This is a genomic window from Kitasatospora sp. UYEF31 (assembly GCF_057291755.1).
Genome location: NZ_JBXAWK010000040.1, coordinates 1 through 26,120 on the forward strand (window position 1 = coordinate 1; position 26,120 = coordinate 26,120).

The 26,120-nt window shown below is 68.1% G+C and carries 24 protein-coding genes; 19 read left to right on the forward strand and 5 right to left on the reverse strand.

Going from position 1 to position 26,120, the window contains the following annotated elements; all coding sequences use genetic code 11:
- Positions 1 to 367 precede the first annotated feature (367 nt).
- Positions 368 to 2,464 carry an MMPL family transporter gene (locus AC0Z36_RS19650; RefSeq protein ID WP_485464261.1) on the forward strand — a complete coding sequence of 699 codons (2,097 nt, stop codon included), beginning with the start codon at positions 368 to 370 and terminating at the stop codon, positions 2,462 to 2,464.
- A 91-nt stretch (positions 2,465 to 2,555) separates the two neighbouring features.
- Here the strand turns inward: AC0Z36_RS19650 and AC0Z36_RS19655 are convergent, their stop codons facing one another.
- Entirely contained in the window at positions 2,556 to 3,773 is a 1,218-nt protein-coding gene (locus AC0Z36_RS19655) for a low temperature requirement protein A (protein ID WP_485464262.1), read from the reverse strand.
- Positions 3,774 to 3,982: 209 nt separating this feature from the next.
- Between AC0Z36_RS19655 and AC0Z36_RS19660 the strand changes: the two genes are divergently transcribed.
- Together AC0Z36_RS19660 and AC0Z36_RS19665 are read left to right on the forward strand one after the other, a co-directional pair.
- The gene (locus AC0Z36_RS19660; RefSeq protein WP_485464263.1) at positions 3,983 to 4,756 is read left to right on the forward strand and encodes a L,D-transpeptidase; all 774 of its coding nucleotides are present in this window, start codon (positions 3,983 to 3,985) and stop codon (positions 4,754 to 4,756) included.
- A 168-nt stretch (positions 4,757 to 4,924) separates the two neighbouring features.
- Positions 4,925 to 5,905: an LLM class flavin-dependent oxidoreductase gene (locus tag AC0Z36_RS19665; protein WP_485464264.1), complete on the forward strand. Its 981-nt coding sequence runs from the start codon at positions 4,925 to 4,927 to the stop codon at positions 5,903 to 5,905.
- A gap of 114 nt (positions 5,906 to 6,019) precedes the next feature.
- On the opposite strand, the gene AC0Z36_RS19670 is transcribed toward AC0Z36_RS19665, so the two are convergent.
- A complete protein-coding gene (locus tag AC0Z36_RS19670; protein WP_485464265.1) occupies positions 6,020 to 6,751 on the reverse strand; it encodes a hypothetical protein in 732 nt (243 codons plus the stop codon).
- Positions 6,752 to 6,879: 128 nt separating this feature from the next.
- Between AC0Z36_RS19670 and AC0Z36_RS19675 the strand changes: the two genes are divergently transcribed.
- Both AC0Z36_RS19675 and AC0Z36_RS19680 read left to right on the forward strand, forming a co-directional pair.
- Entirely contained in the window at positions 6,880 to 7,818 is a 939-nt protein-coding gene (locus AC0Z36_RS19675; protein WP_485464266.1) for a hypothetical protein, read from the forward strand.
- Positions 7,819 to 7,940: 122 nt separating this feature from the next.
- Entirely contained in the window at positions 7,941 to 9,152 is a 1,212-nt protein-coding gene (locus AC0Z36_RS19680) for a C40 family peptidase (protein WP_485464267.1), read from the forward strand.
- A 91-nt stretch (positions 9,153 to 9,243) separates the two neighbouring features.
- On the opposite strand, the gene AC0Z36_RS19685 is transcribed toward AC0Z36_RS19680, so the two are convergent.
- Positions 9,244 to 9,735, reverse strand: a complete 492-nt coding sequence (locus AC0Z36_RS19685; protein WP_485464268.1) for an inorganic diphosphatase — start codon at positions 9,733 to 9,735, stop codon at positions 9,244 to 9,246.
- A 245-nt stretch (positions 9,736 to 9,980) separates the two neighbouring features.
- On the opposite strand from AC0Z36_RS19685, the gene dacB reads away from it, so the two are divergent.
- The 11 genes from dacB (at position 9,981) to AC0Z36_RS19740 (ending at position 20,960) form a co-directional block, all read left to right on the forward strand.
- The gene (gene dacB, locus AC0Z36_RS19690) at positions 9,981 to 11,405 is read left to right on the forward strand and encodes a D-alanyl-D-alanine carboxypeptidase/D-alanyl-D-alanine endopeptidase (RefSeq protein WP_485464269.1); all 1,425 of its coding nucleotides are present in this window, start codon (positions 9,981 to 9,983) and stop codon (positions 11,403 to 11,405) included.
- A 118-nt stretch (positions 11,406 to 11,523) separates the two neighbouring features.
- Positions 11,524 to 12,723 (forward strand): zinc-dependent metalloprotease, encoded by a 1,200-nt coding sequence (locus AC0Z36_RS19695; protein ID WP_485464270.1) that lies wholly within the window; start codon positions 11,524 to 11,526, stop codon positions 12,721 to 12,723.
- A gap of 187 nt (positions 12,724 to 12,910) precedes the next feature.
- The gene (gene tilS / locus AC0Z36_RS19700) at positions 12,911 to 13,990 is read left to right on the forward strand and encodes a tRNA lysidine(34) synthetase TilS (protein WP_485464271.1); all 1,080 of its coding nucleotides are present in this window, start codon (positions 12,911 to 12,913) and stop codon (positions 13,988 to 13,990) included.
- 30 nt (positions 13,991 to 14,020) lie between these two features.
- A complete protein-coding gene (hpt, locus tag AC0Z36_RS19705; protein ID WP_485464272.1) occupies positions 14,021 to 14,587 on the forward strand; it encodes a hypoxanthine phosphoribosyltransferase in 567 nt (188 codons plus the stop codon).
- Between the two features lie 331 nt (positions 14,588 to 14,918).
- Entirely contained in the window at positions 14,919 to 16,937 is a 2,019-nt protein-coding gene (gene ftsH, locus AC0Z36_RS19710) for an ATP-dependent zinc metalloprotease FtsH (RefSeq protein ID WP_485464273.1), read from the forward strand.
- Positions 16,938 to 17,039: 102 nt separating this feature from the next.
- Positions 17,040 to 17,639, forward strand: a complete 600-nt coding sequence (gene folE / locus AC0Z36_RS19715) for a GTP cyclohydrolase I FolE (protein WP_485464311.1) — start codon at positions 17,040 to 17,042, stop codon at positions 17,637 to 17,639.
- Positions 17,640 to 17,745: 106 nt separating this feature from the next.
- A complete protein-coding gene (folP, locus tag AC0Z36_RS19720) occupies positions 17,746 to 18,588 on the forward strand; it encodes a dihydropteroate synthase (protein WP_485464274.1) in 843 nt (280 codons plus the stop codon).
- A gap of 11 nt (positions 18,589 to 18,599) precedes the next feature.
- Positions 18,600 to 19,061, forward strand: coding sequence for a nuclear transport factor 2 family protein (locus AC0Z36_RS19725; protein ID WP_485464275.1), 462 nt, complete (start codon positions 18,600 to 18,602; stop codon positions 19,059 to 19,061).
- A gap of 152 nt (positions 19,062 to 19,213) precedes the next feature.
- Positions 19,214 to 19,573 (forward strand): dihydroneopterin aldolase, encoded by a 360-nt coding sequence (gene folB, locus AC0Z36_RS19730; protein ID WP_485464312.1) that lies wholly within the window; start codon positions 19,214 to 19,216, stop codon positions 19,571 to 19,573.
- 265 nt (positions 19,574 to 19,838) lie between these two features.
- Entirely contained in the window at positions 19,839 to 20,474 is a 636-nt protein-coding gene (folK, locus tag AC0Z36_RS19735; RefSeq protein ID WP_485464276.1) for a 2-amino-4-hydroxy-6-hydroxymethyldihydropteridine diphosphokinase, read from the forward strand.
- Positions 20,475 to 20,480: 6 nt separating this feature from the next.
- Entirely contained in the window at positions 20,481 to 20,960 is a 480-nt protein-coding gene (locus AC0Z36_RS19740) for a DUF3180 domain-containing protein (RefSeq protein ID WP_485464277.1), read from the forward strand.
- 145 nt (positions 20,961 to 21,105) lie between these two features.
- On the opposite strand, the gene AC0Z36_RS19745 is transcribed toward AC0Z36_RS19740, so the two are convergent.
- Complete coding sequence (locus tag AC0Z36_RS19745; protein ID WP_485464278.1) at positions 21,106 to 22,293, reverse strand: ABC transporter ATP-binding protein; 1,188 nt, start codon at positions 22,291 to 22,293, stop codon at positions 21,106 to 21,108.
- A 143-nt stretch (positions 22,294 to 22,436) separates the two neighbouring features.
- Between AC0Z36_RS19745 and AC0Z36_RS19750 the strand changes: the two genes are divergently transcribed.
- From AC0Z36_RS19750 to AC0Z36_RS19760, 3 genes are all read left to right on the forward strand, one after another.
- On the forward strand, positions 22,437 to 23,168 hold the full coding sequence (locus AC0Z36_RS19750; protein ID WP_485464313.1) for an ABC transporter permease: 732 nt from the start codon (positions 22,437 to 22,439) through the stop codon (positions 23,166 to 23,168).
- Positions 23,165 to 23,827, forward strand: a complete 663-nt coding sequence (locus tag AC0Z36_RS19755; protein ID WP_485464279.1) for an ABC transporter permease — start codon at positions 23,165 to 23,167, stop codon at positions 23,825 to 23,827. Before AC0Z36_RS19750 ends, AC0Z36_RS19755 begins: the two co-directional genes overlap by 4 nt.
- Positions 23,828 to 23,899: 72 nt before the next feature.
- Complete coding sequence (locus AC0Z36_RS19760) at positions 23,900 to 24,808, forward strand: ABC transporter substrate-binding protein (protein ID WP_485464280.1); 909 nt, start codon at positions 23,900 to 23,902, stop codon at positions 24,806 to 24,808.
- A 98-nt stretch (positions 24,809 to 24,906) separates the two neighbouring features.
- Here AC0Z36_RS19760 and AC0Z36_RS19765 read toward each other — a convergent pair whose 3' ends face one another.
- Positions 24,907 to 26,061, reverse strand: a complete 1,155-nt coding sequence (locus tag AC0Z36_RS19765) for an NADH-quinone oxidoreductase subunit D (protein WP_485464281.1) — start codon at positions 26,059 to 26,061, stop codon at positions 24,907 to 24,909.
- Positions 26,062 to 26,120 lie beyond the last annotated feature (59 nt).

Consider the following 26,120-nt stretch of genomic DNA (forward strand, 5'->3'; position numbering starts at 1 on the left):
CACGGACGCCGCGAGACCCTCCCCGAGACCATCGACGCGATCTGCTCCCTGGTCTCCGACCGCGCCGCCGTGCGGTGATCACCCACCAGCCGACCCGCCATGCCAGGATGCCCCGACCCAAATTACGACCCAGGTCGATATTTCCGTGGGTCTCTGCGACGGATGCCCCGCTCAGGCAGTCGCACGCGTACCGCCGCGATATTCGTGGCGAGAGCCGTACCGCCGCCCACCGACGGGAAGGCAGCAGTCCAACTCACCGGGGCGGTGCGCGGTGGCGGGAGTGATCATTCCGGTTGAAACTCGACTGTGGGCCCGTCTGTGCCGGGCCCTTCCATCCAGTCGGGGGCCGGAAAGGCGGTTCGTAGCTGTGTTTCATCGCATCGGACGGGCGGTTGTCCATCACCCGGTCTGGACCATCGTCGCCTGGCTGATCGCCGCGGTGGTCATCATCGGCACCTCGCCCGGCCTGTCCACCAGCAGCGACGCGAGCAGCTTCCTGCCCCGGCACTATGAGTCGATCAAGGCTGCCGACCTTCAGAAGGAGGCTTTCCCACAGGCCTTCAACCCGTCGGCGGTCCTCCTCGGCGAACGCAACGACGGCCAGCCGCTGAACGCGGCCGACACGGTGAAGTTCAGCCAGGTGGTCGACGGCCTGAAGGCCAAGAAGATCGACCAGGTCCAGCAGATCATCGTGGGACCGCCCTCCGCGGACGGGAAGTACGCGATGGGGCTGGTCCAGATGGACGACAAGTCCGCCGGGCAACCCAAACAGTCCGATGCGGCCGAGGCGTTGCGTACGGACGTCAGGGCGCAGACGGCCGGCAGCGACCTGACGATCAGGGTCGGCGGCTCCGCCGCCCGGGGACTCGACCAGCAGGACGCCTCCGAGAAGGCCAACGCGCTGATCGGCATCGGCACAGTCGTGATCATCCTGCTGACGCTGCTCATCATCTTCCGCAGTCCGGTGATCGCACTGCTGCCAGTGATCACCATCGGCGTGGTCTCGCAGATCGCCAACGGACTCATCGCCTGGGCCAACAAGACGTTCGACCTGAAGGCGGACAGCTCGATCACAGCCTTGTTGATCGTCGTGCTCTTCGGCGTCGGAACCGACTACATCCTGTTCCTGATGTTCCGCTACCGCGAACGCCTGCGGCTCGGCGAAGAACCCAAGGAGGCCATGGTCAACGCTGTGGCGCGGGTCGGCGAGGCCATCGCCTCCGCGGCCGGCGCGGTGATCATCGCGTTCATGGCGCTGATCCTGTCCTCGCTGGGCATGCTGCGCTCCATGGGCCCGGCGCTGGCCATCTCGGTCGCCGTCACACTCGTCGCCGGACTGACCCTGATCCCGGCGGTCGTGTCGCTCTTCGGCACGAAGATCTTCTGGCCGTCCAAGGCCTGGCAGACCGAGCCGGCCGACGCGAAGTTCGCCGCGATGGGCCGGGTGGTCGCCACTAAGCCGGTCATGGTCGCGCTGCTGTCCGGCGGCCTGATGGTGTTGCTCGCACTCGGTGCGCTCGGCTACAAGGGAACCTTCGACCTGGCTTCCTCCTCGATGCCGGCGACCAAGGAATCGATGGTCGTCCAGAAGAAGTTGGAGACCGGCTTCTCGGCCGGTGCGGCGGACCCCAGCCATGTCTTCCTGAAGAGCACCACGGGTCCGCTCGAACCCGCCGCGTTGACCGCGTTCTCCGAGAAGATGCGTACGGCCGACGGCGTGGCCAAGGTCAACGAGCCGCTGCTGAGCCAGGACCGCAACACCGCGGACGTTCCGGTGATCCTCAAGTACGACCCGGCCAGCAACAAGGCGATCGATGTGATGGGCGACCTGCGGGACGCCGTCCGCAAGGACGCGCCGCCCGGGTCGACCGCGCTGGTCGGCGGGATGACCTCGGTGTACTCCGACATCAACACGGCGGTCGACCACGATTACAAGATCGTGTTCCCGACGGCCGCCGTATTGATCATGCTGATCCTCGGCCTGCTCCTGCGCAGTGTGGTCGCGCCCTGGTACCTCATGGCCTCGGTCGGCCTCGGCTTCGCCGCGACGCTCGGCGCCACCGTGCTGGTCTTCCAGAACATCCGCGGCGAGTCCGGGCTGATGTTCATGCTGCCGGTGATCATGTACCTGTTCGTGGTGGCCATCGGCACCGACTACAACATCCTCATGATCGCCCGATTGCGCGAGGAAGCGCGGGAGGGCCGCGAGCCCAGGGAAGCCGCCAGCATGACCGTCCGGCACGCCGGACCGACCGTCGCCGCGGCCGGATTCATCCTGGCCGCGACCTTCGCCACGATGATGCTGGCGGGGAACTCGCTGCTCAGCTCGATGGGCTTCGCGGTGGCCTTCGGCATCGTGGTCTCCGCGTTTGTGATGGCGATGTTCTTCACCCCGGCGTTGACCGCGCTGATCGGACACGCGGCGTGGTGGCCGGGCAACGCGGATCAGCAGAAGAAGGTCTGACCGTACGGAGATGGGCCTGGTCGCCGCAGGGTGACCAGGCCCACTTTTTTTGTCCGTACGAGAACGGTTCTTCCGGGCCCGGAGGACACCGTCAGTGCTCGTCGGCCGGCAGCACCTTGCCGCGTGCCCGCAACGTGCCGTAAGTGATCAGGACCGCCAGGACGACACCCACGGCGATCAGCGAGTCCTTCGGCGGCACGACCGCGCCGAGGAAACCGCACAGCAGAACGACAACCCCGAACGCGGCCAGCAGGACCGGCGAGTCGCCGAACACCACCTTGCCGGTCTTCGGGAACGCGGCCAGGCAGAACAGGAACAGCGCGACCGGGACGGCCACCGACATCGCAACGCCCACATCGCTCAGGTGTACGTCCTTCGCATGGGTGATCGACGCGGCCAGCACCTCGATCCCGGCACCCATCGCGGCGATCGCGCCGAGCAGGACGATGTGCCCGTAGCCCCAGGCGAACGAGGACTTCAGACCACCGGCCGCCGGGACGTGGTCGTTGTACTCGAAGTAGATCCACCACACGGCGAACAGCAGGACCAGCGCGGCGACCGACACCGCGACCATCGCAGCGTCGTGGGTGCTGTTTTCGGCCCAGGCGTCCTTCATCGCCACCGTCGAGGCGGTCACCGACTCGCCGATCACGATGATCGTGAACAGGCCGTAGCGTTCGGCGATGTGTTGCGGATGGTAGGCCATCCCGGCCTTGTACCACTTGGCCAGGAACGGGACGAGCATCTCCAGGACCATGCCGCCGAGGAACATCGGCAGGACCACACCGGCGGGCACGAACAGCATGACCACCCAGTACACCTGGACCGCGGCGTAACCGACCGACTGCTGGACGGCCAGCGTCCGCACGCCGGGCACTTCCCGGGACACCCGCAGCCACTGCAGGATCAGCGCGATCCGCATGACCACGTACCCGGCTACGACGAACACGTAGTTCTTGTCGTCGAAGGCGGTCTGCACCCCGGCGGCGTAGACCAGCACCCCGGCCATCTGGACGAAGGTCAGAAGCCGGTACACGACGTCGTCCGTGTCGAACGCGGAGGCGAACCAGGTGAAGTTGATCCACGCCCAGGCGATCCCGAAGAACGACAGACAGAAGGAGACGATCCCGTCGCTGACCTGCCCGTGGGCCAACGAGTGGTGGAAAGCGGAAGCGACCTGGGCCACCGCCACCACGAACACCAGGTCGAAGAGCAGCTCCAGCGGCGTGGCCGCACGGTGCGCTTCGTCGGCACCCCGCAACCGCATGGGGATCCTGGCGCGGTACACGGCTTGCTGACCGGTGGACATGATCGCTCCTGTTTTCGCTGCGCGGTGACGTTTTTCTGCGGACGGACGTTGATCAACATCGTCGCAACAGTAAGTGGATCCGGCACGGTGAACGAAAGTGACCGAGCTGTTCCCATTCCGTTGCAACCCCGGAGATCGGAAGTGCGTCAATCCAGGTGAGAGCGGACGGGACCGCTATCCACCGGTTTCCTTGAAGGGGGCGAACAGTCATGACGCACAGCAACAGGGTTCACCGCACGGCCACCCCGCGCATATCCCTGGCCGCGGCAACAATCGGACTGCTCGTCGCCGCAGTCGGCTGCGACAGCTCGGACGGCGACAAGGCGGCCAATGCCGGCTCGCCCCAGAGTCCGGGCACTCCGGTGGCGGTCCCGTCAGTCACGCCGAGCCCGAGCCAGAGTTCCGCAGCAGCGTCGCCGAGTGCCGCACCCTCGGCGTCTGCCGCTTCGCCCAAGCCGTCCAGCGCCGCCGCGAGCCCGTCGACCGCCAAGCCGGCGGCGTCGAAGGCACCGGGCAAGACGCCCAGCGCGAGCCCCTCGACCGCCAAGCCGACCGCCAAGCCGACTGCCATGCCGACTGCCAAGCCGCCGGTCAAGGGCGATGCGGCCAAGCTCGACGCCCGTTGCCTGACCGGCAGGGCGATGTGCATCGACAAGACCGGCCGCAAGCTGACGTGGGTCATCGACGGCCAGGTGCAGTACTCGATGCAGGTGCGCTTCGGATCCGCGGAACTGCCGACCCGCGAGGGCGCGTTCCAGGTGGACAGCAAGTCCCGGGACCACGTCTCGACGATTTACCACACGAAGATGCCGCTGGCGATGTTCTTCAGCGGCGGCCAGGCTGTGCACTACTCGCCTGACTTCGCAGCCAACGGCTACAACGGCGCTTCACACGGCTGTGTGAACGTCCGCGACAAGGCTGCTGTCACCAATCTGTTCAACGCGGCCAACGTCGGCGACAAGGTGATCGTCTACCGCTCCTGAGCATTCCTGGCCGTTTCTGAACGGGCGATATCCAGACTTGGCCAGACCGCACCAGGCTTTGCCCGGGGAAGATCCTTGGCAAGGTCTGGTTTCGTCTGCCTGCCCGAACTAATCTGACGCATCATCACAAACCTGGATCCGCCAGGAGCACCACGTCAGGAGTTCGGCATGGCCGTTTTCACCCTTCGCTTCGACTTCCGTAATCCGGCCTTCGCCGGAACAGCGATGGGGGAGCGCTACGCCGCGGCCCTGGACATGGTCACGTGGGCCGAGAAGAACGGCTTCATGGCCGTCAGCCTGCACGAGCACCACGGCAGCGAGGACGGCTACCTGCCCCGGCCGCTCCAGGTCGCAGCCGCGTTCGCCGCCCGGACGACGGACCTGGCGATCATGATCGCCGCGATCCCCGCGCCGCTGCACGACCCGCTCGCGCTCGCCGAGGAACTAGCCGTGGCCGACCTGCTCAGCCAGGGCCGGATCACCGCGGTCCTGGCCAACGGCTACGTCGAAGCCGAGTTCGACATGTTCGGGGTGTCCCTGAAGCAGCGGGCCAAGCTCACCACCGAGATGGTCGAGACCCTCCGCAAGGCGTGGACCGGGGAGCCCTTCGAGTTCCGCGGCCGGACGGCACGTGTCACCCCGCCGCCGTTCCAGCCGGGCGGTCCGCCGATCATTCTCGGCGGCAGCAGCGAGGTCGTCGCCCGTCGTGCGGCGCGCATCGCCGACGGCTTCCTGCCCTCCACGCCCGAGCTGTACGAGTTCTACCGGGACGAGAAGAGCAAACTCGGCCAGGAGGACCCCGGCGCGTACTTCGGCGGCGACACGAGCTTCATCCACCTCTCCAAGGACCCGGAAGCGGACTGGGAGCGGATCGCCCCGCACGCCGTGTACGAGTCCAACGCCTACGGCGACAACATGGCGGCGGCCGGCACCAGCGGTGCCGGCGGCTTCTCGTCGGTCGCCGACGCGGACGAGCTCAAGGCCACCGGGCAGTACCGCGTGATCACCCCTGAGCAGTACGTCGAGGAGCTCAAGGCCGCCGGTCCCGCGGCCTTCGGCGTCTTCCACCCGATGATGGGCGGCATCCCGCCGGAGCTGGCGTGGGAGAGCCTGAAACTGCTCGAAACCGAGGTCATCCCGCACCTGTAGGGCCTGATCTGGGTTTCCCACCGGGGCCGCGCCGCGTCGGTCATGGGAATACGTCCGCCACAACGGACTCCGGAAGGGGTTTCTGTGCGTACCCGACGCGGCGGCGGGTGCCCGTCAACGGTTGGGCGCCCCCGCGATGGCGTCTTTGACGCGGTCCCACCGCGTCACCCGGCCCGGTGGGAACCGGCGCAGTGACTTCGCGCGCTTGGCTGACCCTTCGGGGTAGCGCCAGTGGGCCCACGGCGAGCCGGGCTTGGCGGTGCGCACTGCCGCGACGATGCCCACAAAACCGACGAAGACTCCGACCAGCGCCGAGGCCATCTTGCCCTTCAACGCGGCGACCAGCGCAAATGTCATGAAGATGACGACGACGACGGTGAAGGTGATCCGGGCGGTGACCACATCCCCGTCGTCGGAGTCCACCGAGAGCCCGCCGTACGGCTGAAAACCGGTCAGCAGCAGGAAGCCGACGCACGCGGTGATGAGCACCGCGTCCACCGACTGGCGACCCTCCTGCGCCCAGTAGACGTCCTCCATGTTGAACCACAGCGCGAACTCGTCCAGCGTCAGCGCGGCACCCGTGCCGAACAGTCCGGCGAACACGTTGCGGAGCACGCCGCCGGGCTCGTAGGTGAACTCCAGCGCACCGCTGACCAGCATCAGGAAGATGCCGTACACCTGATGGTGGATGTGCAGGCCGCCGAGTTTGATGTCGCGGAACGGGCCCCTGCCGGCCCGGATCAGCCGGGTGATGGAGCGGGTGATCACAAAAGTCGTCAGGAACGCGAAAAGCAGCCAGGCCAACCCGCCGCGCCCAGGCGCTGTCAATCCGGCGAGATTCTGCATCGGTCCGACGGTTTCTAGCATTGCGTCAGACTATGAGATGTTTTGCCGGAATCCTGACCGCCACACGCTCAGGGGAACCCTTCGGGTGTGCCGCCGTCCGGGTGGGTCCGAACGGCTAACGTCAGCGCATGCGCGCTCACCTCATCGCCCAGGCAACCCTCCCCCCGCTGTGGTCCCTCGACCGGATCCCGGGTGCGCGCGGCTGGGTCGCGCACACCGCGGACGGTTCGCTGACTGTGCTCGACGACGGGCTGAACGCGCTGGGCGGCCTCCAACTGCCGGCCGACTGGAAGGGCGGCCACACGGTCGCCCCCGACCTGTCCTTCCTGGTGGCCTCGGCCCCCGACCGGGTGGTGGCCCTGGCCGTGGACGGTGCCGAGCTGTGGTCCTACCCGCACGCGGCCTGGGAGTTGGACGAGGCGGGCACCTGCAAGGTCACGCCGGACGGCAAGGGTGTGTGGGCGGTCGTGCGCACGGTCGAGGGTGACCGGTGCGTCCTGCTCGACGCCGCGGACGGCGCGGTCTGCCGGGACGTGGCGCTGCCGGTCCCCGTGGTCGGTGCCGACCTGGTGGTCCACCCCGGCGGCCGGTACGTCGGCCTGGCCGCGGCGCACACCGACAATGAGCACCGGGTGTGGTGGATCGCCGCCGCCGACGGTGTCGGCCCGGCCGAACTTCCGGGTACGGACCGGATCCTGGCCGACGTCCACCCGGCCGGTGAACTGCTGCTGACCACCCCGGTGGCCGACGGGCCGCTGGGGATCGTGCGGCAGCCGGACGGCGCGGTCATAAGCGCTTGCCCGTCCTCGCGGGTGTTCGCCGAGGTCGATGAGGTGTTCGACGTCTACGCCGGGTTCCTGACGCCTGATCTGGTCCTGGCCGCGTCCTCAGGGGGGCGGCACCTGCTGTGTTCGGTGCCCGACCTGCGGCCGGTCGCCGAGGTGGCGTACGGGCCCGAAGCGGCTGACGGGCCGGGGGAGTGGCTGGTGGTCAGGGAGGACGGCTGCTGGCTGACGGCCGATCCGGAGACCGGTGACGTACGGGTCTGGCGGCTGTCCGAAAACTGAGCCCCGTGGTTGTGCGGGGACGTGGGCCGGGCGTCCGCCGAGCGGAGTCATCCGTACGGCCATCGGTGGGATATTCTCCACCAATCGGTATATTTCTGGCTTTTTATACGAACTATTGCTGTGTGCGCGTAAAACGACCCACCCTCAGTGCAGTCGCCCGCGCCGGAACCCCGGCAGCCGTGGCTCTGGCCCTCCTCCTCAGCCTGGCGCCCCCAGCGGTCGCCGACGACCCCCCGCCCAGCGCCGGTGACGTCAGCAAGGCCCGACAGCACGTCATGGACGCGGCCGACAACGCCGGTCGCGTCCAGGGCCGCCTCGACCAGGCGACCGCCGAGATGCACCGCCTGGACATCGCAGCGGGCAAAGCCGCGGAGGCGTACAACGGCGCGCTGGTGAAACAGCGTGCGGCCCAGGCTGCCGCCGTTGCGGCCAAGGCCCGCGCGGACGCCGCCGACCGGGCGCTGACCGAGGCGAAGACGGAGATCGGACGCCTGGCCGCGGAGACCTACCGGCTCGGCCCCGGTGCGCAGATCGGCGCGCTGGAGATGCTCGTCACCTCATCGAACCCGGCTGACGCGGCGACCCGCATGGAGACGATCCGCCGGGTCGCCGACGACCGGCAGCAGATTCTGGACCGTACGGTCGTCGCGCTGCGCGAGGCCGCCGCAGCCCGCAAGGCGGCGGACAGCACAGTTCAGGCGGCCAAGGCGGCCACCGAGGACGTCATAAAGACCAAAGAGAAGGCCGAGCAGGAGGCCGCCGGGCAGCAGCGGATGGTCGACGAGGTCACCCGCCGTAAGGACGCCATACTCGCCGAACTGGCGACCGCCCGGCGCACCTCCGTGGACCTGGAGCGCCGCAGGCAGGACGCGCTCGCCGCCGAGGCCGTACGCAGGGCGGCCAGGGAAGCCGCCGCCAGGGCCCCCGACAGCAGCATCGGCCGCAACCTCTACCGCCGGTCGTCGACGACCGAGTCCGCCCGTACGGCATTGGACTTCGCGCTGGCCCAGCTCGGCAAGCCGTACCTCTGGGGCGGCGAGGGCCCGGACCGCTTCGACTGCTCAGGCCTGGTCATGCGGGCCTGGGAGAAGGCCGGCGTCCAGTTCACCCACTTCGCCGCGACGCAGTACTACGAGAGCACCCCGGTGGCGTTCCGGGACCTGCGGCCCGGCGACCTGATCTTCTGGTCCGAGGGCAAGGGGCCGGACGACATCCACCACGTGGCCATGTACCTGGGCGGCGGGAAGATGGTGCACGCCCCCCGGACGGGGACCTTCATCCGGATCGACGACATGTTCTACATGGGGGCGCCGGACTATTACGGCCGCCCGTGACCTGCTGAAGGAACGACTGAAGGGGCGGTGCCGCCAAGGCACCGCCCCTTCAGTCTCAATCAGGCTGTCTCAATCAGGGGCGCACGGAGGCTCAGTGGCTTGCGGCGTCCTTGAAGCGCTTGCGCGAGAGCTCGATCTCGGCCTCGGCCTCGGCCTTGCCGGTCCAGTCCGCACCCTCGACCGACTTGCCGGGCTCCAGGTCCTTGTAGACCTCGAAGAAGTGCTGGATCTCCAGGCGGTCGAACTCCGGGACGTCGGTGATCTCCTGGAGGTGCTTCATCCGCGGGTCACCGGCGGGGACGCACAGCAGCTTGTCGTCGCCGCCGGCCTCGTCGGTCATCCGGAACATACCGATGACACGGCACTTGATCAGGCAGCCGGGGAACGTCGGCTCCTCAAGGAGGACGAGGGCGTCCAACGGGTCACCGTCGTCGGCCAGGGTGTCCTCGACGTACCCGTAGTCAGCCGGGTAGCGGGTCGAAGTGAACAGCATGCGGTCCAGCCGGATCCGGCCGGACTCGTGGTCCACTTCGTACTTGTTCCGGGATCCGCGGGGGATCTCGACGAGAACGTCGAACTCCAAGACTCCTCCAACTGACTGAACAAGTGTGCTGAACGGGACCAGTCCCGCGGACACTCGTTGTGCTTGTAGGGACCTTCAGGGATCTGAAGAGGTCTCGATACAGGCCGCGTTCGGATCCGGGAACCCCAGCACACATCCAGCGAGTGCTGGAGGGTGACGCGGGTCTCCGGGCTGCCGTAAACAGACCTAGGCTTTCTTCAGTGTCTCGCATAGCCGGTCCGCCGGCAGAAAGGGGATGGTCACGCGTGCCCAAGCTCAGAACGACAGTGGTCGGAGCAGCGTTGGCGGGGTTGCTGCTCGTGCTGCTGTCAGTAGTGGCACACGGGCCGTGGCGCGGCGAGGTGCGGGCCGGTTCCGCGGCCTCCGCGGCTGACTCGCCGACGCGGCCCCTTCCCCCCGTACTCGCCGCAGTGACTGCGGACGGACCCGGAAAGATCCCGACGACAGCAGGTCTGACCAGCGCGCTCGCCACGCTCCTCAAGGACCCGGCGCTCGGTGGCCAGGTGCCCTTCGCGGTCACCGACGCGGCGACCGGGCAGCTCCTGTACGGCCAGGAGCAGGACAAGGCGTCCACCCCGGCGTCCACCGCCAAACTGACCAGCGCGGTGGCCGCGCTGGCCGCGCTCGGCCCGGAGCACCGGCTGACCACCAGAGTCGCCGCCGGGCCCACCCCCGGATCGATCGTGCTGGTCGGCGGGGGCGACCCGACACTGACCGCACTCGACGGGGCGCAGTACGCCGGGCGCTACCAGCCGGCCAAACTCAGCGACCTCGCCGCGCAGACCGCCCAGGCACTCAAAGCAGTCGGGGTGACGCAGGTCACGTTGGCGTACGACACCTCGCTCTACACCGGGACGTCCCAGCACCCGATCGGCAAGAACGAGAACATCGCCCTGGTCGTCCCGCTGATGGCCGACGAAGGCCGGGTCAAGCCGTCAGTCGTCGAGGCCGTCGGTGACCGGGTGGCCGACCCCGCCGCCGACGCCGCGGCCAAGTTCGCCGGAATGCTCACCGCGCAGGGCGTCACCGTCACCGGCAAGGCAGCCGAGGGCAAAGCGCCCGCCGCGGCTCCGGCCGGAAGCGCCCCGGCGACCCCCGGCAGCAGCCTGGGCGCGGTCGACTCGCCGCCCATGGGTGACTTCATCGAGCAGATGCTGACCGCCAGCGACAACGACATGGCCGAAGCGCTGATCCGGCACGTCGCCGCGAAGGCTGGTCAGCCGGCCAGTTTCACCGGCGGCACGGCCGCGGTGAAGCAGGTGCTCCAGGGCCTTGGCGTCCAGCTGGGCACGATGGACCTCAAGGACGGCAGCGGACTCGACAAGAACGACAAGCTCCCGCCGGCGGTCCTGACCCAGGTCCTGGCCGCCGCCGCGTCCCCGCAGCACCCGGAACTGCGCTCCGCGGTGACCGGCATGCCCATCGGCGGGTTCACCGGCACCCTGGCCGAACGCTACGACGACCGGGGATCCGCCGACGGCGCGGGCCTCATCCGCGCCAAGACGGGCTCCCTGACCGGCGTCAGCACCCTGGCCGGACTGGTCCGCGACAACGATGGCCGGCTCCTCGCCTTCGCCTTCCTGGCCGACAAGGCGGGCGCCGTCGAACAGGCCCGTACGGCCCTGGACCGGATGGCCACGACGCTCTCCGGGTGCGGCTGCGGAGGGTAGAAGCGGGCACTGTGCTGACGCCGGGCTCCAAGCGCGGGCGTTGTCCTCCCATCGCGTTTCTTCGCTCCGCTCAGTCGCTGCCCTGATAAATGCTCAGCTCCTCACGTAACGTGGCGTCATGACGAGCGGCGTGGACATGATCGACTGGGACCTGGCCGTCTCCACGGCCAATAAACTGGCCCGGCCGGGCCCCGAAGTAGGACGTGAAGAGGCACTGGCGATCGTCGCCGAGTTGCGCGAACACGCAGCCGCCTCCGAGCGCTACGTACGGGAGTTCACCGGCCTGGACTCGGGCACGAACAAAACGCCGGTGCTGGTCGTCGACCGGCCCGGCTGGGTGACCGCCAACGTGCAGGGCTTCGGCGAAGTGCTGCGCCCCCTCCTGGACAAGATGGAGGAGCGCCGCGCCACGATGCCCGGCGGTGCGGCCTTCACCAGCGTCGGCAGCAAGATCACCGGCTTCGAGCTGGGCACCCTGCTGGCCTTCCTGTCGGCCCGGGTGCTCGGCCAGTACGAAACCTTCGCCCGCCCGTCTCCCGCCACCGCCTCTCAAACGAGTAGCTCCGCGACCGCACCTGATGCCGGCGAAGGCGAGGTGACGGCCGGACGGCTGCTCCTGGTCGCCCCGAACATCGTCCAGGTCGAGCGGGAACTGGGCGTGGACCCACACGACTTCCGGCTGTGGGTGTGCCTGCACGAGGAGACCCACCGCACCCAGTTCACCGCGGTGCCCTGGCTGCGCGACCACCTCGAACAGGAGATCCACAGCTTCCTGACCGAGACCGAGGTCGACCCGGGCGCGGTCGCCCGCCGCATCAAGGAAGCGGTCACCGCCCTGGTCAGCGGCCGTAAGGGTGACAAGGGCGGCGTGGAGTCGACGGATACGCCGGGCGGCGGATCCGTTGCCGACGACCGGGCCGACTCGTTGGTCGAGCTGGTGCAGACCCCCGCCCAACGGGAGATCCTGCACCGCGTCACCGCGGTGATGTCCCTCCTCGAAGGCCACGCCGACTACGTGATGGACGGGGTCGGGCCGCAGGTCATCCCCTCGGTCGGGGAGATCCGCGCCCGGTTCCAGGAGCGCCGGGCGAACGGCGCGGGCCGCATCGACCAGGTGCTGCGCAAACTCCTGGGCATGGACGCGAAACTCCGCCAGTACAAAGACGGGGAGCGGTTCGTCCGGCACGTCGTCGACCAGGTCGGGATGGCAGGCTTCAACCGGGTGTGGACCTCGCCGAACACCCTGCCGACCCGAGCTGAGATCGCCGACCCGCAGATGTGGGTGACCCGGGTCCACGGAAGTGCTTCCACACCCTGATCGAGGGATAAACGGCTGTGGTTACCCATAGTCGACCCCTAGGTGACGTAGCGTAAGGGATAGGTTTCTTTGCGTAACCGCGCGCGCCGGCGGTGCATATTGGATGGCGGCACGCCGTCCGATGCCCGCCCGGCGCGGTCGCTGAGCAGCCCCTCATACGTCCGCTCGTCCTAGGAGGTGTCTCCCTGTGGGACCACATCCCGCCGTGGCTGCCACACGGCTCGTCGTCCGGAACATAATGCGCGGCCTGCAGCCCGGTGACCTGGTGCTGGTGGCCTGCAGCGGCGGGGCCGACTCCATGGCCCTGGCTGCCGCTACCGCGTTCGAGGCGCCCCGTGCGGGCCTTCGCGCCGGTGCCGTCACCGTCGATCACGGACTGCAGGCCGGTTCGACCCGTCGCGCCGTTGAACTGACCGGCCGGCTGCGTGAGCTCGGTCTCGACCCGGTCGAGGCGCTCGGGGTCACCGTCGGCCGCCGCGGCGGCCCGGAGGCCGCCGCCCGCACCGCCCGCTACGGAGCCCTCGACATCGCGGCGGAGCGGCACGACGCCGCCATCGTGCTCCTCGGCCACACCCTCGACGACCAGGCCGAGACCGTGCTGCTCGGGCTCGCCCGCGGTTCGGGCGCCCGTTCGCTGTCCGGCATGCCGCGCGACAAGGGCTTCTACCGGCGCCCCTTCCTCGACCTGGGGCGCGAGACCACCCGGGGTGCCTGCCTCGCCCAGGGCCTGGCCACCTGGGACGACCCGCACAACGCCGATCCGGCCTACTCCCGGTCGAGGGTCAGGCACGATGCCATACCGGCCCTGGAGAAGGCGCTGGGCCCCGGGATCACCGAGGCGCTGGCCAGGACCGCCAGGCTGCTCCGCGACGACGCCGAGGCACTGGACTCCTGGGCCGACAAGGTCCAGGCCGAGGTGACGGGGCCCGACGGGACGCTGGACGTCCTGGCGCTCGCGGACCTGCCGGCCGCGGTGCGCCGCCGGATCCTGCGACGCACGGCGCTGCGCGCCGGGAGCCCGGCTACCGACCTGTTCGCCCGGCACGTGGAAGCGGTCGACCGGCTGGTGACAGCGTGGCGCGGCCAGGGGCCCATCCACCTGCCCGGTGGAGTGGAGATACTCCGTTCGTGTGGCAGGCTTCTTTTCCACCGACCGTCACAGCAGCCCCGTGCCGTCCGGCCGCTTCCTGGCACCCGCTCGGAGGTGGAGGACCACTCCGGGACCGGCGTGCGGACCGGCGCCGCGGCGCGCGGGTCCGGGCTGTGACACCCGTGACACTCTCGTAGGAAGACAGCTGTGGACGTCAACGATCTGGGCACCGACGTCGAGAAGGTGCTCGTCACACAGGAAGAGATCGAGGCAAAGCTCCTGGAGCTGGCCGCCGCGATCGACAAGGACTACGAGGGTCGGGACCTGCTCCTGGTCGGCGTGCTCAAGGGCGCGGTCATGGTCATGGCCGACCTGGCCAGGGCCCTGCACTCGCCGGTCAAGATGGACTGGATGGCGGTGTCGTCGTACGGCTCGGGGACGAAGTCCTCAGGTGTCGTGCGGATCCTCAAGGACCTCGACACCGACATCGCGGGACGCGACGTCCTGGTGGTCGAGGACATCATCGACTCCGGTCTGACGCTGTCCTGGCTGCTGGCCAACCTCAAGTCGCGCGGCCCGGCCTCGCTGGAGGTGTGCGCGTTCTTCCGCAAGCCGGAGGCGGCGCGCGTGGACATCGACACGAAGTACCTCGGTTTCGACATCCCCAACGAATTCGTCGTCGGGTACGGCCTGGACTACGCGGAGCTCTACCGCAACCTTCCGTTCGTCGCGACGCTCGCCGAGCACGTCTACGGCGGGTCGAAACCCGTCTGATCCGGGCAGACCGGCGACACTTGATCAACGCAACGACACTGGGGAGACGTTCCGGGAACAAGTGGAACGTGTCCCCACGTTGGTCGGGCAGGACGTGTCCTCCACCCGGATGCCGCACCGACACCAGCTCCACTGTCGGCCGGTCCCCAGCGTGGGGCGACAATGTCCGGTGTACCGTCTAACCCACAGTGGGATCCGTGTCACGGGAGCTGTTCGACCGGGCCGGCCCCACACATGGGCATTGAACACAGGGGCAACGCACCCGTCTGGCCACCCCCGGTCGACGGACTGATGCTGGCAGGAGGGACGGGGCAACCTCAGCCCCGCATGGATGGACGTCAAGCGCTATTTCCGCGGACCGGTCATTTGGATCGTGCTGGCCGTCATCGCTGTGATCCTCCTGATGCAGCTCGTCTCCGGATCGAGTGGCTTCAAGGGTGTCGACACCGGCAAGGCGATCCAGGCGATCGAGCAGGACAAGGTCAAGTCAGCCAAGCTGGTCGGTGGCAACGACCAGGCTGTAGAGCTGTCCCTCAAGGACGGCGAGAAGATCGACGGCGCCAAGAAGATCAAGGCGCCGTACATCGAGGAGCAGGGCCTCGAAATCCAGAGGCTGCTGCAGACCAAGTACGACCAGGGGAAGATCCCTGAGGCGTACACGGTCAAACTCGGCAAGCAGAGCGCGATCCTCAGCGTGCTGTTCACACTGCTGCCGTTCGCCCTCATCATCATCGTCTTCCTGTTCCTGATGAATCAGATGCAGGGTGGCGGCTCGAAGGTCATGAGCTTCGGCAAGTCCAAGGCGAAGCTGATCTCCAAGGACACGCCCAAGACGACCTTCGCCGATGTGGCGGGGTCCGACGAGGCGGTCGAGGAACTCCACGAGATCAAGGAGTTCCTGCAGGAGCCGGCCAAGTTCCAGGCTGTCGGAGCCAAGATCCCCAAGGGTGTGCTGCTGTACGGCCCGCCCGGAACCGGCAAGACCCTGCTCGCCCGCGCTGTCGCGGGTGAAGCTGGCGTGCCGTTCTACTCGATCTCCGGTTCCGACTTCGTCGAAATGTTCGTGGGTGTCGGCGCCTCGCGTGTCCGTGACCTGTTCGAGCAGGCCAAGGCCAACGCGCCCGCCATCGTCTTCGTCGACGAGATCGACGCGGTCGGCCGGCACCGTGGTGCCGGTATGGGCGGCGGTCACGACGAGCGCGAGCAGACGCTCAACCAACTGCTCGTCGAGATGGACGGCTTCGACGTCCGGGGCGGCGTGATCCTCATCGCCGCGACGAACCGGCCCGACATCCTCGACCCGGCGTTGCTGCGCCCGGGCCGTTTCGACCGGCAGATCGCGGTCGAGCGCCCGGACCTCATCGGTCGGCACGACATCCTCAAGGTGCATGCCAAGGGGAAGCCGGTCACCGACGACGTCGACCTTCTGGCAGTCGCCCGCCGTACGCCCGGTTTCACCGGTGCGGACCTGGCGAACGTGCTGAACGAGGCGGCGCTGCTCACCGCGCGCGGCAACCTGAAGCTGATCGACAACGCCGCGCTGGACGAGGCGATCGACCGGGTCGTGGCCGGACCGCAGAAGCGGACCCGGCTGATGAACGACCGGGAGAAGAAGATCACCGCGTACCACGAGGGCGGCCACGCCCTGGTGGCGCACGCTCTGCCGAACACCGACCCGGTGCACAAGGTGACGATCCTCCCGCGCGGCCGTGCCCTCGGATACACGATGGTGCTGCCCGAAGAGGACAAGTACTCCACCACGCGCAACGAGATGCTCGACCAGCTGGCGTACATGCTGGGTGGCCGGGCCGCCGAGGAACTGGTCTTCCACGACCCGACCACCGGCGCGGCGAACGACATCGAGAAGGCGACCACGACGGCGCGTTCGATGGTGACCCAGTACGGCATGACCGAGCGCCTCGGCGCGATCAAGTTCGGCACCGAAAACGCGGAGCCGTTCCTCGGGCGTGACATGGGCCACCAGCGCGACTACTCCGAAGAAGTCGCCGCTATCGTCGATGAAGAGGTCAAGCGACTCATCGAGAGCGCCCACAACGAAGCGTGGGAGATCCTCGTCGAGAACCGCGACGTGCTGGACAACCTCGTGCTCGCCCTCCTGGAGAAGGAGACGCTCGACAAGGCGATGATCGCCGAGCTCTTCACGGCGGTGCGCAAGCGTCCGGCCAGGCCCGCCTGGACTGGTTCCAGCCGCCGTGAGCCCTCCAGCCGTCCTCCGGTGATGTCGCCGAAGGAGCTGGCGCTGTCGAACGGTGTCTCAGCCGAGGCCAACGGGGCGGGCCACACGCGCCTTCCCCAAGTCGACACGCCCAGCATCACGGACGAGGACTAAGAGTTTCGTTGTGACATTCCGGCTTCTGGTTCCGGTGGCGTGGCAGCCGCCGGAACCAGGAGCCGTTTGTCATCACAAGAACAAGGGACAGAACAAGTGACGATCGACCCGGTGACTTACGACGGTCGCGCGGTTGGCGAGTTCGACCAGGACCGCGCCGAACGTGCGGTCCGGGAGCTGCTGATCGCGGTTGGTGAGAACCCTGATCGTGAGGGGTTGAAGGAAACCCCCGGCCGAGTGGCCCGTGCGTACCGGGAGATTTTCGCGGGATTGTTCCAGGACGCCGATGATGTTCTGACCACTACCTTTGATCTCGGGCACGATGAAATGGTGCTAATTCGGGACATCGAGTTGCAAAGCACCTGTGAGCATCATCTGGTCCCGTTCCACGGTGTCGCGCACGTCGGCTACATCCCGGCCGAAGATGGAAAGATCACCGGCCTGTCGAAACTGGCCCGTACGGTTGACGTGTTCGCCAAGCGTCCGCAGGTGCAGGAGCGGCTGACCACTCAGATCGCCGACGCCATAGTGCGGATTCTCAACCCGCGCGGCGTCATCGTGGTCATCGAGTGCGAGCATCTGTGCATGACCATGCGCGGTGTCCGCAAGCCCGGCGCCAAGACGGTCACCTCGGCCGTTCGAGGCCAGTTCCGTGATGCGGCCTCACGCGCCGAGGCGATGAGCCTGATCATCGGCCGCTGAAAGTCTGAGTCACCTCCAAGAGCCCGTACCGCGAGGTGCGGGCTCTTGGTCGTCCAGACTGTCCGCGTGGCCCGGGGCGTGGGTGACAGGCCCTACGCTGGTCGTCATGAGTGTGAAGGGCCTGCCCGAATTTGATCGGTGCGCCGTGATGGGGGTGGTCAACGTGACCCCTGATTCGTTCTCCGACGGCGGGCTGTGGTTCGACCCGGGTGCCGCGGTGGCCCGTGGGTTGACCTTGATCGAGCAGGGTGCCGATCTGATCGATGTGGGCGGCGAGTCCACCAGACCGGGATCACGCCGGGTGGACACCGCTGAGGAACTGCGCAGGGTCGTCCCGGTGGTCCGGGAGCTGGCCGCGGCCGGCGCGCTGGTCAGTGTGGACACCACCAGGGTCGAGGTCGCCGAGGCGTCCGTGGCGGCGGGGGCCCGGCTGGTCAACGATGTCAGCGGCGGTCTGGCCGATCCGGCGATGGCCGCGTTCGTGGCCGCCACCCAGGTCCCGGTGGTTGTCATGCACTGGCGTGGGCACAGTGAGGGAATGCAGAGCCGGGCCGTGTACGACGACGTAGTCGCCGAAGTGCGGGCCGAACTGATCCAACGCATGGACAAGGTGGTCGGTGCCGGAGTGGACCCCGAAACGATCGTGCTCGACCCGGGGCTGGGCTTCGCCAAGACGGCCGAGCACAACTGGGCGCTCCTTGCCCGGCTTGACGCCCTGACCGGCATCGGACGGCCACTTCTGGTCGCGGCCTCCCGTAAGGCGTTCCTGGGCCGCCTGCTGCCCGACGACAAGGGCGATCCCCGGCCACCCCGGGGTCGTGACGACGCTACGGCCGCGGTGACCGTGCTCGCGGCCCAGGCGGGCGCGTGGGCGGTGCGGGTGCACGAGGTGCCCGCGTCGCGGGACGCGGTGCGGGTCGCCTCGGCTTGGGCGGGGGCGCGTCGATGACCGGGGAATCCATGAGTGATCCCGAGGAGCAGCCGCCGTCCCCGGACGAACTGGCGGTCACCGAGATCAACCTGGCCTTCTGGAACTCCGTGGAGGAGGGCGACCTCGACAAGCTCGGCGCGATATGGGCCGACGGTCCCGAGGTGACCTGCATCCACCCGGGCTGGCCCGCGCTGCGCGGCCGGGCCGAGGTACTGCGCTCGTACGCCTTGATCATGGCGAACACGAGCTACGTCCAGTTCTTCATCACCGAGGCTGACGTGCGGGTCGAAGGCGACACCGCGGTGCTGACCTGTACCGCCAACATGCTCACCGCGGCGGAGGACGGCGACGACGGCGACGGCCTCCCCGGGTTTGTCGGCGGCCGGGCGGTGGCCACCAGCATCTTCCGGCGTACGGGCGACTCCTGGCGCCTCTGGCTGCACCACGCCTCGCCGGTGATGGCCGAATCCGATCCCGAGGACGAGCTCTGACGGCTCCGGTGCGCGGCCCGGCCTGAGCCGTTGTCTGTACCCCTGGGTACATTCGTACTCAGGTTCGTGCCGCGTGCCGGACTACCGCTGACCTGAACACCTGCTGTGCCACTGCCTGCGGGCGCCGTCGACGAGGAGGGCAAGACCTGATGCTGGACCGCGTCGCATTGCGGGGCCTGAAGGCCCGTGGCCACCACGGCGTCTTCGCGCACGAGCGGGAGGACGGTCAGACGTTCGTCGTCGACGTCGTCCTGGGAGTGGACACCCGGCAGGCCGCCGCAGGGGACGACCTGCAGCACACCGTCCACTACGGCCTGGTGGCCGAGGACGTGGTCGCTGTCGTGCAGGGGGAGCCGGTCAACCTGATCGAGACCCTGGCGCAGCGGATCGCCGACGCCTGCCTCAAGTACGACCTGGTGCACGAGGTCGAGGTGGTCCTCCACAAGCCGGACGCCCCGATCACCGTGCCCTTCGACGATGTGACCGTGACGATCGTGCGCACGCGCGGCTGAACCGCCCCGCACCCAGGCTTACGCCAGGCTTCCGCAACGGCGGAAGCCGTACGCATCACACCCAGACACCGGAACACACACCGGTCTTCGAACAGTTGGTCACATCAGTAGTCACAGCCCCACAGCGCCGAACAACACAGCGCAGCACACGGGTCCCGCCCTACCGGGCGGAGCGCACGGGCCCGGTGCCCGGCGCAGACTGAGCGAAGCGAAGGCGGAGCCGGGGAAGATACCGGGCTCCGTAGTTCGTAGACAGGGAGTAAGCGTGAGCAATGTTGAAACCGCACAGGTAGAGCCGGTTGTACCGGGCACGGCCACGTCGTCGAAACCGACGCCGCGGGACAAGTCCCCGGAGACCGACCCCCTCGCCGAGAGCACCCAGGTGCCGGTCCTGACCCTGCGCCGCGCGGTCCTGTCCCTCGGGAGCAACCTCGGCAACCGCCTGGAGACCCTGCAGGGCGCGGTGGACGAACTCGCAGACACCCCCGGCGTCACCGTCAAAGCGGTGTCCCCGGTGTACGAGACGGAGCCGTTCGGCGGCCCCGACCAGCCGGAGTACTTCAACGTGGTCATCGCGGTGGAGACGCTCCTGCGCCCCAAGCACCTGCTTGAGCGGGCCAACACGATCGAAGAGGCGTTCCAGCGGGTCCGCGAGGAACGCTGGGGGCCGCGCACCCTCGATGTCGACATCGTCTGGTTCGAAGGCGTCCAGCAGGACGACGAGCGGCTGACGCTGCCGCACCCGCGGGCGCACGAGCGCGCCTTCGTGCTGGCCCCGTGGGCCGACATAGACCCGGAGGCGCAACTGGCCGGGCACGGCCCGGTCGCCACCCTGCTCGACGAGGTCGGTACGGAGGGCATCCGCCGCCGTGACGACATCCATGTGAGCCTGGAGCGTTAGCTCTACATGAAACCTACGCGCCGCCTTGTCCTGGTCGCCCTCGCTGTCGGGGCGGGCGGGATCTCGTACGCGGGGACCAGCTTGTGGGAGTCGCGCGGCACGCCGCCGGGCGTCCCGTCGCTGGCCCCGGTCATGCTGCTGCTGCTCGCGGTGATCGCCGGGACGACTGCACTGTCGCTGTACAACCGGTTCAAGGCCCAGCGGGCGCACCGGGTGGACGCCAAGCCGGTGCCGCCGCTGACGGCGGCCAGGGCGGTCGTGTTCGCGAAGGCGTCCTCGCTGGTGGGGTCGCTGGTGGCGGGGCTGTACGCCGGCTACGGGATCTACCTGGCGCAGGACTGGGACATCGCGGCGCGGCACGACCAGGCGGTGCGCTGCTTCTTCGCCGCCGGGGCCGGTGTGCTGCTTGTGGTCGCGGCGCTGGTCCTGGAGTGGGTGTGCAAGGTGCCGGAGGACCCGGACCAGCCGCCGCTGAAGGCCCGCTGACCCTGTAGAGCTTGAACAACCTGAACAACCTGAACAACCTGAACAACCCGAAGCACCCGAAGCGCTCGAAGAACAGACTGGGCAGGTGCCGCCGTCACGGCGGCACCTGCCCAGCTTCAATTCCGTACACGGTCAGCCTTCGACCTCAGCCCTCGATCGTGTCCAGGACGACGTCCTTGGTCGCCTGCCCGGTCGCTTCGGCCTCGACCGAGCGGCGCAGTGCCTCGTGCAGCTTCGCGGGGGTGAGGACGCCCAGGAAGCGCCGCCCGGCTGTGCCCGTGCCCTTGGTGTCGACGACGGCGACCCAGCCGGCGTCGTACTGCAACATCGTGCTGAACGCCTGTTTCAGTGACGCGTCGGCGGGGACCCACGCGCGCATCAGCCGGGCCCGGTCGCGGACCGTGCCGTCGCCGGTGGTGCGGTCGTACGGTTTGGAAAAGTCCAGCCAGCCGTGCAGGTTCTCCGCCTGGTCCAGGACGACCGCCCAACGTGCGCCGAGGCGCATCATCTTCTCCTGCGCCTGCGCGAGGGTGTCGTCGAGGTGGACCACCGGCGGGAGTTCCAGGTCGTCCATGTCGATGGCGGTGACCGAGAGCCGTTTCAGGCCACGGTCGGCGCCCACGAAGTCGGCGACGTAGTCGTTGGCCGGCTGGCCGAGGACCATCGCCGGGGTGTCGAACTGTTCGATGCGGCCGTTCTGCGAGAACACCACTATCCGGTCGCCCATTTTCACGGCTTCCTCGATGTCGTGGGTCACGAACAGGATCGTCTTGTGCAACTCGGACTGGAGTTTCAAGAACTCCTCCTGGAGCCGTTCGCGGACGACCGGGTCGACCGCGCTGAACGGCTCGTCCATCAGCAGTACGGGCGGGTCCGCGGCCAGGGCGCGGGCCACCCCGACGCGCTGGCGCTGTCCGCCGGACAGCTGGTGCGGGTAGCGGCCGCCGTACACCGCCGGGTCCAGGCCGACCATGTCGAGCAGTTCCTCGGCGCGGGCGCGGGCCTTGCTCTTGTCCCAGCGCAGGAGTGCCGGCACGACCGCCGTGTTGTCCAGGACGGTCTTGTGCGGGAAGAGCCCGCCCGACTGGATGACGTAACCCATCCGGCGGCGCAGTTTCACCGGATCGCCGTCGGTGATGTCCTCGCCGTCCAGGTAGATCCGGCCGCCGGTCGGCTCGATCAGCCGGTTGACCATCTTCATCGTGGTGGTCTTGCCCGAGCCGGACGGGCCGACAAGCGTGACCAGCTCACCCGCGTTGACCTCCATCGAAAGGTCTTCGACGGCCACAGTGCCGTCGGGGTACCGCTTGCTGATGTGGTCCAGCCGGATCATTCCTGAGTCCTTTACCGGGACAGGGAGCGTGTGGAATTAACTTTGACTACCCGGACGCCGATGTTGGCACACCAACGGAGCCCGCCCGGCCCCTCCCCACAGGAATGCTTGTCATACCGCAGGGGTAGTGTCCGCCCGTGATGATGGCATCGGGCGACTGTCTGAAGGACAACGCGTGGATCTGCGGTGAGTACTTGCGTACCCGCCGACCCGAGATCACGGACGCGCTGACCCAGCACGTCTGGCTGACCGTGGTCTCGGTGGTGATCGGCCTGGTGGTCGCGCTGCCGCTGGCCCTGGCGGCCCGGCGCTGGCGGCGGGCCGCCGGACCGATCCTGGGGTCGACGACGATCCTCTACACGATCCCCTCCCTGGCGATGTTCGCGATCCTCCAGCCGTTCAGTGGACTGACCGAAACCACCGTGGTGATCGGCCTGGTCCTGTACTCGCTGACGATCCTGGTCCGCAACACCCTGGCCGGCCTGCAATCCGTACAGCCTGACGTCATCGAAGCGGCCAAGGGGATGGGCTACGGGCCGCTGCGGCTGCTCATCCAGGTGGAACTGCCGCTCGCACTGCCCGCGATCATGGCCGGTCTGCGGGTGGCCACGGTGTCCACCGTCGCGCTGGTGACAGTCGGCTCGATCGTCGGCTACGGCGGTCTGGGAAACCTGATCTTCGAGGGCCTGAACTCCCTGTTCAAGGCCCAGGTCCTGGCCGCGTCGGTGCTGTGTGTGCTGCTCGCCGTCGCCGCGGACCTGATTCTGATCCTCGCCCAGAGGTTGTTGACCCCCTGGGAGCGGAACCGCAAACGGCCGGTGCCCAGCGCGCCCGTCGGTGACGTCGCCGCCCAGAAGGCCGGAGCCGCACTGTGAACGCCATCGGTGACGCCTTCACCTGGTTGGGCGACGGCTCGCACTGGAGCGGTTCGGACGGCATCCTGCAGCGGCTCCTGGAACATGTGCTGCTGACTGCAATCTGCCTGTTGATCGCCATGCTCATCGCGCTGCCGCTCGCTCTGTGGCTCGGCCACCTGGGCAAGGGCGGTGCGCTCGCGATCAACATCTCCAACATCGGCCGGGCCGTCCCGACCTTCGCGGTGCTGGTGCTGCTCGGCCTCAGCCCGATCGGCATGGGCAACACGGCCACGATCATCGCGCTGGTCCTGTTCGCCGTGCCGCCACTGCTGACCAACGCGTACGTAGGTATGCGGGCGGTGGACCGGGACCTCGTGGAGGCCGCCCGCGGCATGGGGATGAGCGGCGGTCAGCTGCTCGTCCGCGTTGAGGTGCCGATGGCCATGCCCATGATCATGACGGGACTGCGTACGTGCGCCGTCCAGGTCGTGGCGACCGTGACGCTGGCCGCTCTGGTGGCCGGCGGCGGTCTCGGCCGGATCGTCACCGCGGGCTTTGAACTGCAGGACTTCGGCCAAGTGTTCGCCGGGGCAATTCTGGTGGCCGCCCTGGCGTTGCTAGTCGAAGGTATGTTCGCACTCCTGCAGAAGGTGCTGGCTCCGGCGACCCGGGGCTGAGCAGGCGGTGCGCAGCGGACTTCCGAGCGGCATCAGCACTCGGCAACAGCACTCACAAGGAGCGACACCCCGATGCGTAAGCGGATGACGATTGTGGCGACCACGGTGGCGGGCGCCGTTCTGGGCGCCACCGCCCTCACCGGCTGTGGCGGCTCCAGCGACGGCACGGTGATCGCCTCGGCAGGCTTCACCGAGAGCCAGGTGCTCGCTGAGATGTACAAGGCGCTGCTGAAGAAGGACGGCGTCGACGCGTCCATCAAGACGGTCAAGAACCGTGAGCTGTACGCGAAGGACCTGGAGAGCGGCAAGATCTCGGTGGCCCCGGAGTACGCGGCCACGATGACCGAGTTCCTCAACGTCAAGAAGAACGGGCAGAACGCCGCCCCGCTCGCCTCCCCGGACATCGGCGCGACGATGAAGGCGCTGACGACGATCGCGGCCGAGTACAAACTCAAGCCGGGCGCCCCCGCCAAGGCGGTGGACCAGAACGCGTTCGCCACCTCGAAGGAGTTCGCGGCCCAGCACAATCTCAAGACCCTGTCCGACCTGGGCAAGGCCGGGGTGGGCGTGAAGATCGCAGCCGGCGAGGAGTGCAAGACCCGGCCGTTCTGCGCACCCGGTCTCACGAAGACGTACGGGATCAAGGTCGACGGCGTCGACCCGCTGGGCGTCGGCACCACGGTGGCCAAGGACGCCGTCAAGAACGGCCGCGACCAGCTGGTCCTGACGACCTCCACGGACGCGGTCCTCGACCCGTTCAACCTGGTCGTGCTGACCGACGACAAGAAGCTGCAGAACGCCGACAACCTGCTGCCGGTCGTCAGTGCGAAGAAGGCGGACAAGCTGCTGCCGGTCCTGGACAAGCTGGCGCCGGTGCTGACCACCGAGGACCTGGCCGACCTGAACAAGAAGGTGGACCAGGACCGGGAGAAGGCGGCGGATGTGGCGAAGGCCTACCTGAAGGCCAAGGGCCTCATCTGACGCTGTCCCGGGCTGACCGCTGATTGCCCGCGTCGATCATGTACAGAAGTCCCCGATAGAGATCATTTAGGGGACTTCCGTACATGATCGACGCGCTTCTACTTGTCGATGTCCCCCACCACAAAGAACATCGACCCCAGGATCGCCACCATGTCCGCGATGAGGCACCCGGGCAGCAGCTCCGTCAGTACCTGGACGTTGTTGTACGACGCCGACCGCAGCTTCAGCCGCCACGGCGTCTTCTCGCCCCGCGACACCAGGTAGTAACCGTTGAGCCCGAGCGGGTTCTCAGTCCAGGCGTACGTGTGACCCTCGGGTGCCTTGAGCACCTTCGGGAGGCGCAGGTTGATGGGGCCGGGCGGTAGCTCTTCGAGCCGGTCGAGGCACGCGTCGGCGAGGTCGAGGGAGACCCCCACCTGGTCGAGCAGGCACTCGAACCGGGCCAGGCAGTCACCTTCAGTGCGGGTGACCACCTTCAGGACGTCCTGGAGTTCGCCGTACGCGAGGTAGGGCTCGTCCCGCCGCAGGTCGAAGTCCACACCGCTGGCCCGCGCGAGCGGGCCGCTGACCCCGTACGCCTGGACCTGCCGCGGCGTCAGGACACCGACGCCGCGGGTGCGGGCGCGGAAGATCTCGTTGCCCTGCACAAGGTCGGCGATGAGCGGCATGCGGGACCGTACGTTCGCCACGGCGGTCCGGGTCCGGCCGATCCAGCCCGCCGGGAGGTCCTCCTTCAGGCCGCCGACCCGGTTGAACATGAAGTGCATCCGGCCGCCGGAGACCTCCTCCATGACCGCCTGGATCTCCTCCCGGTCCTGGAAGGCGTGGAAGATCGGCGTGATCGCGCCGAGCTCCAGCGGATAGGAGCCGAGGAACATCAGGTGGTTGAGCACCCTGTTCAACTCGGCCAGCAGGGTCCGCGCCCACACCGCGCGTTCGGGGACCTCCATGCCGAGCATCCGCTCGACCGCCAGGACCACCCCCAGCTCGTTGGCGAAGGCCGACAGCCAGTCGTGCCGGTTGGCGAGCATGATGATCTGGCGGTAGTCCCGCACTTCGAAAAGCTTCTCGGCACCACGGTGCATATAGCCGACGATCGGCTCCGCGGTGATGATGCGCTCCCCGTCGAGGACGAGTCTCAGCCGCAGCACGCCGTGCGTGGACGGGTGCTGGGGGCCGATGTTCAGCACCATGTCGGTGGTTTCGAGCTGGTCCGCGCCGATGCCCACGCCTACGGTGGCCTGCTTCGTCATGGCAATGAGTCTGCCAGGAGTCCGGACGGATCAGGGCCCGGCGAGATGCGACGTTGTTC

Bases quoted from the DNA above. Each gene is read 5' to 3' on its own strand.
- AC0Z36_RS19725 (WP_485464275.1), top strand. From the start codon at position 18,600: ATGAGTGATCCCGAGGAGCAGCCGCCGTCCCCGGACGAACTGGCGGTC.
- AC0Z36_RS19660 (WP_485464263.1), top strand. From the start codon at position 3,983: ATGACGCACAGCAACAGGGTTCACCGCACGGCCACCCCGCGCATATCC.
- AC0Z36_RS19765 (WP_485464281.1), bottom strand. From the start codon at position 26,061: ATGACGAAGCAGGCCACCGTAGGCGTGGGCATCGGCGCGGACCAGCTC.
- AC0Z36_RS19740 (WP_485464277.1), top strand. From the start codon at position 20,481: ATGAAACCTACGCGCCGCCTTGTCCTGGTCGCCCTCGCTGTCGGGGCG.
- folP (WP_485464274.1), top strand. From the start codon at position 17,746: ATGAGTGTGAAGGGCCTGCCCGAATTTGATCGGTGCGCCGTGATGGGG.
- ftsH (WP_485464273.1), top strand. From the start codon at position 14,919: ATGGACGTCAAGCGCTATTTCCGCGGACCGGTCATTTGGATCGTGCTG.
- AC0Z36_RS19750 (WP_485464313.1), top strand. From the start codon at position 22,437: ATGGCATCGGGCGACTGTCTGAAGGACAACGCGTGGATCTGCGGTGAG.
- AC0Z36_RS19695 (WP_485464270.1), top strand. From the start codon at position 11,524: ATGACGAGCGGCGTGGACATGATCGACTGGGACCTGGCCGTCTCCACG.
- AC0Z36_RS19675 (WP_485464266.1), top strand. From the start codon at position 6,880: ATGCGCGCTCACCTCATCGCCCAGGCAACCCTCCCCCCGCTGTGGTCC.
- AC0Z36_RS19745 (WP_485464278.1), bottom strand. From the start codon at position 22,293: ATGATCCGGCTGGACCACATCAGCAAGCGGTACCCCGACGGCACTGTG.
- AC0Z36_RS19665 (WP_485464264.1), top strand. From the start codon at position 4,925: ATGGCCGTTTTCACCCTTCGCTTCGACTTCCGTAATCCGGCCTTCGCC.
- AC0Z36_RS19760 (WP_485464280.1), top strand. From the start codon at position 23,900: ATGCGTAAGCGGATGACGATTGTGGCGACCACGGTGGCGGGCGCCGTT.
- AC0Z36_RS19655 (WP_485464262.1), bottom strand. From the start codon at position 3,773: ATGTCCACCGGTCAGCAAGCCGTGTACCGCGCCAGGATCCCCATGCGG.
- AC0Z36_RS19670 (WP_485464265.1), bottom strand. From the start codon at position 6,751: ATGCAGAATCTCGCCGGATTGACAGCGCCTGGGCGCGGCGGGTTGGCC.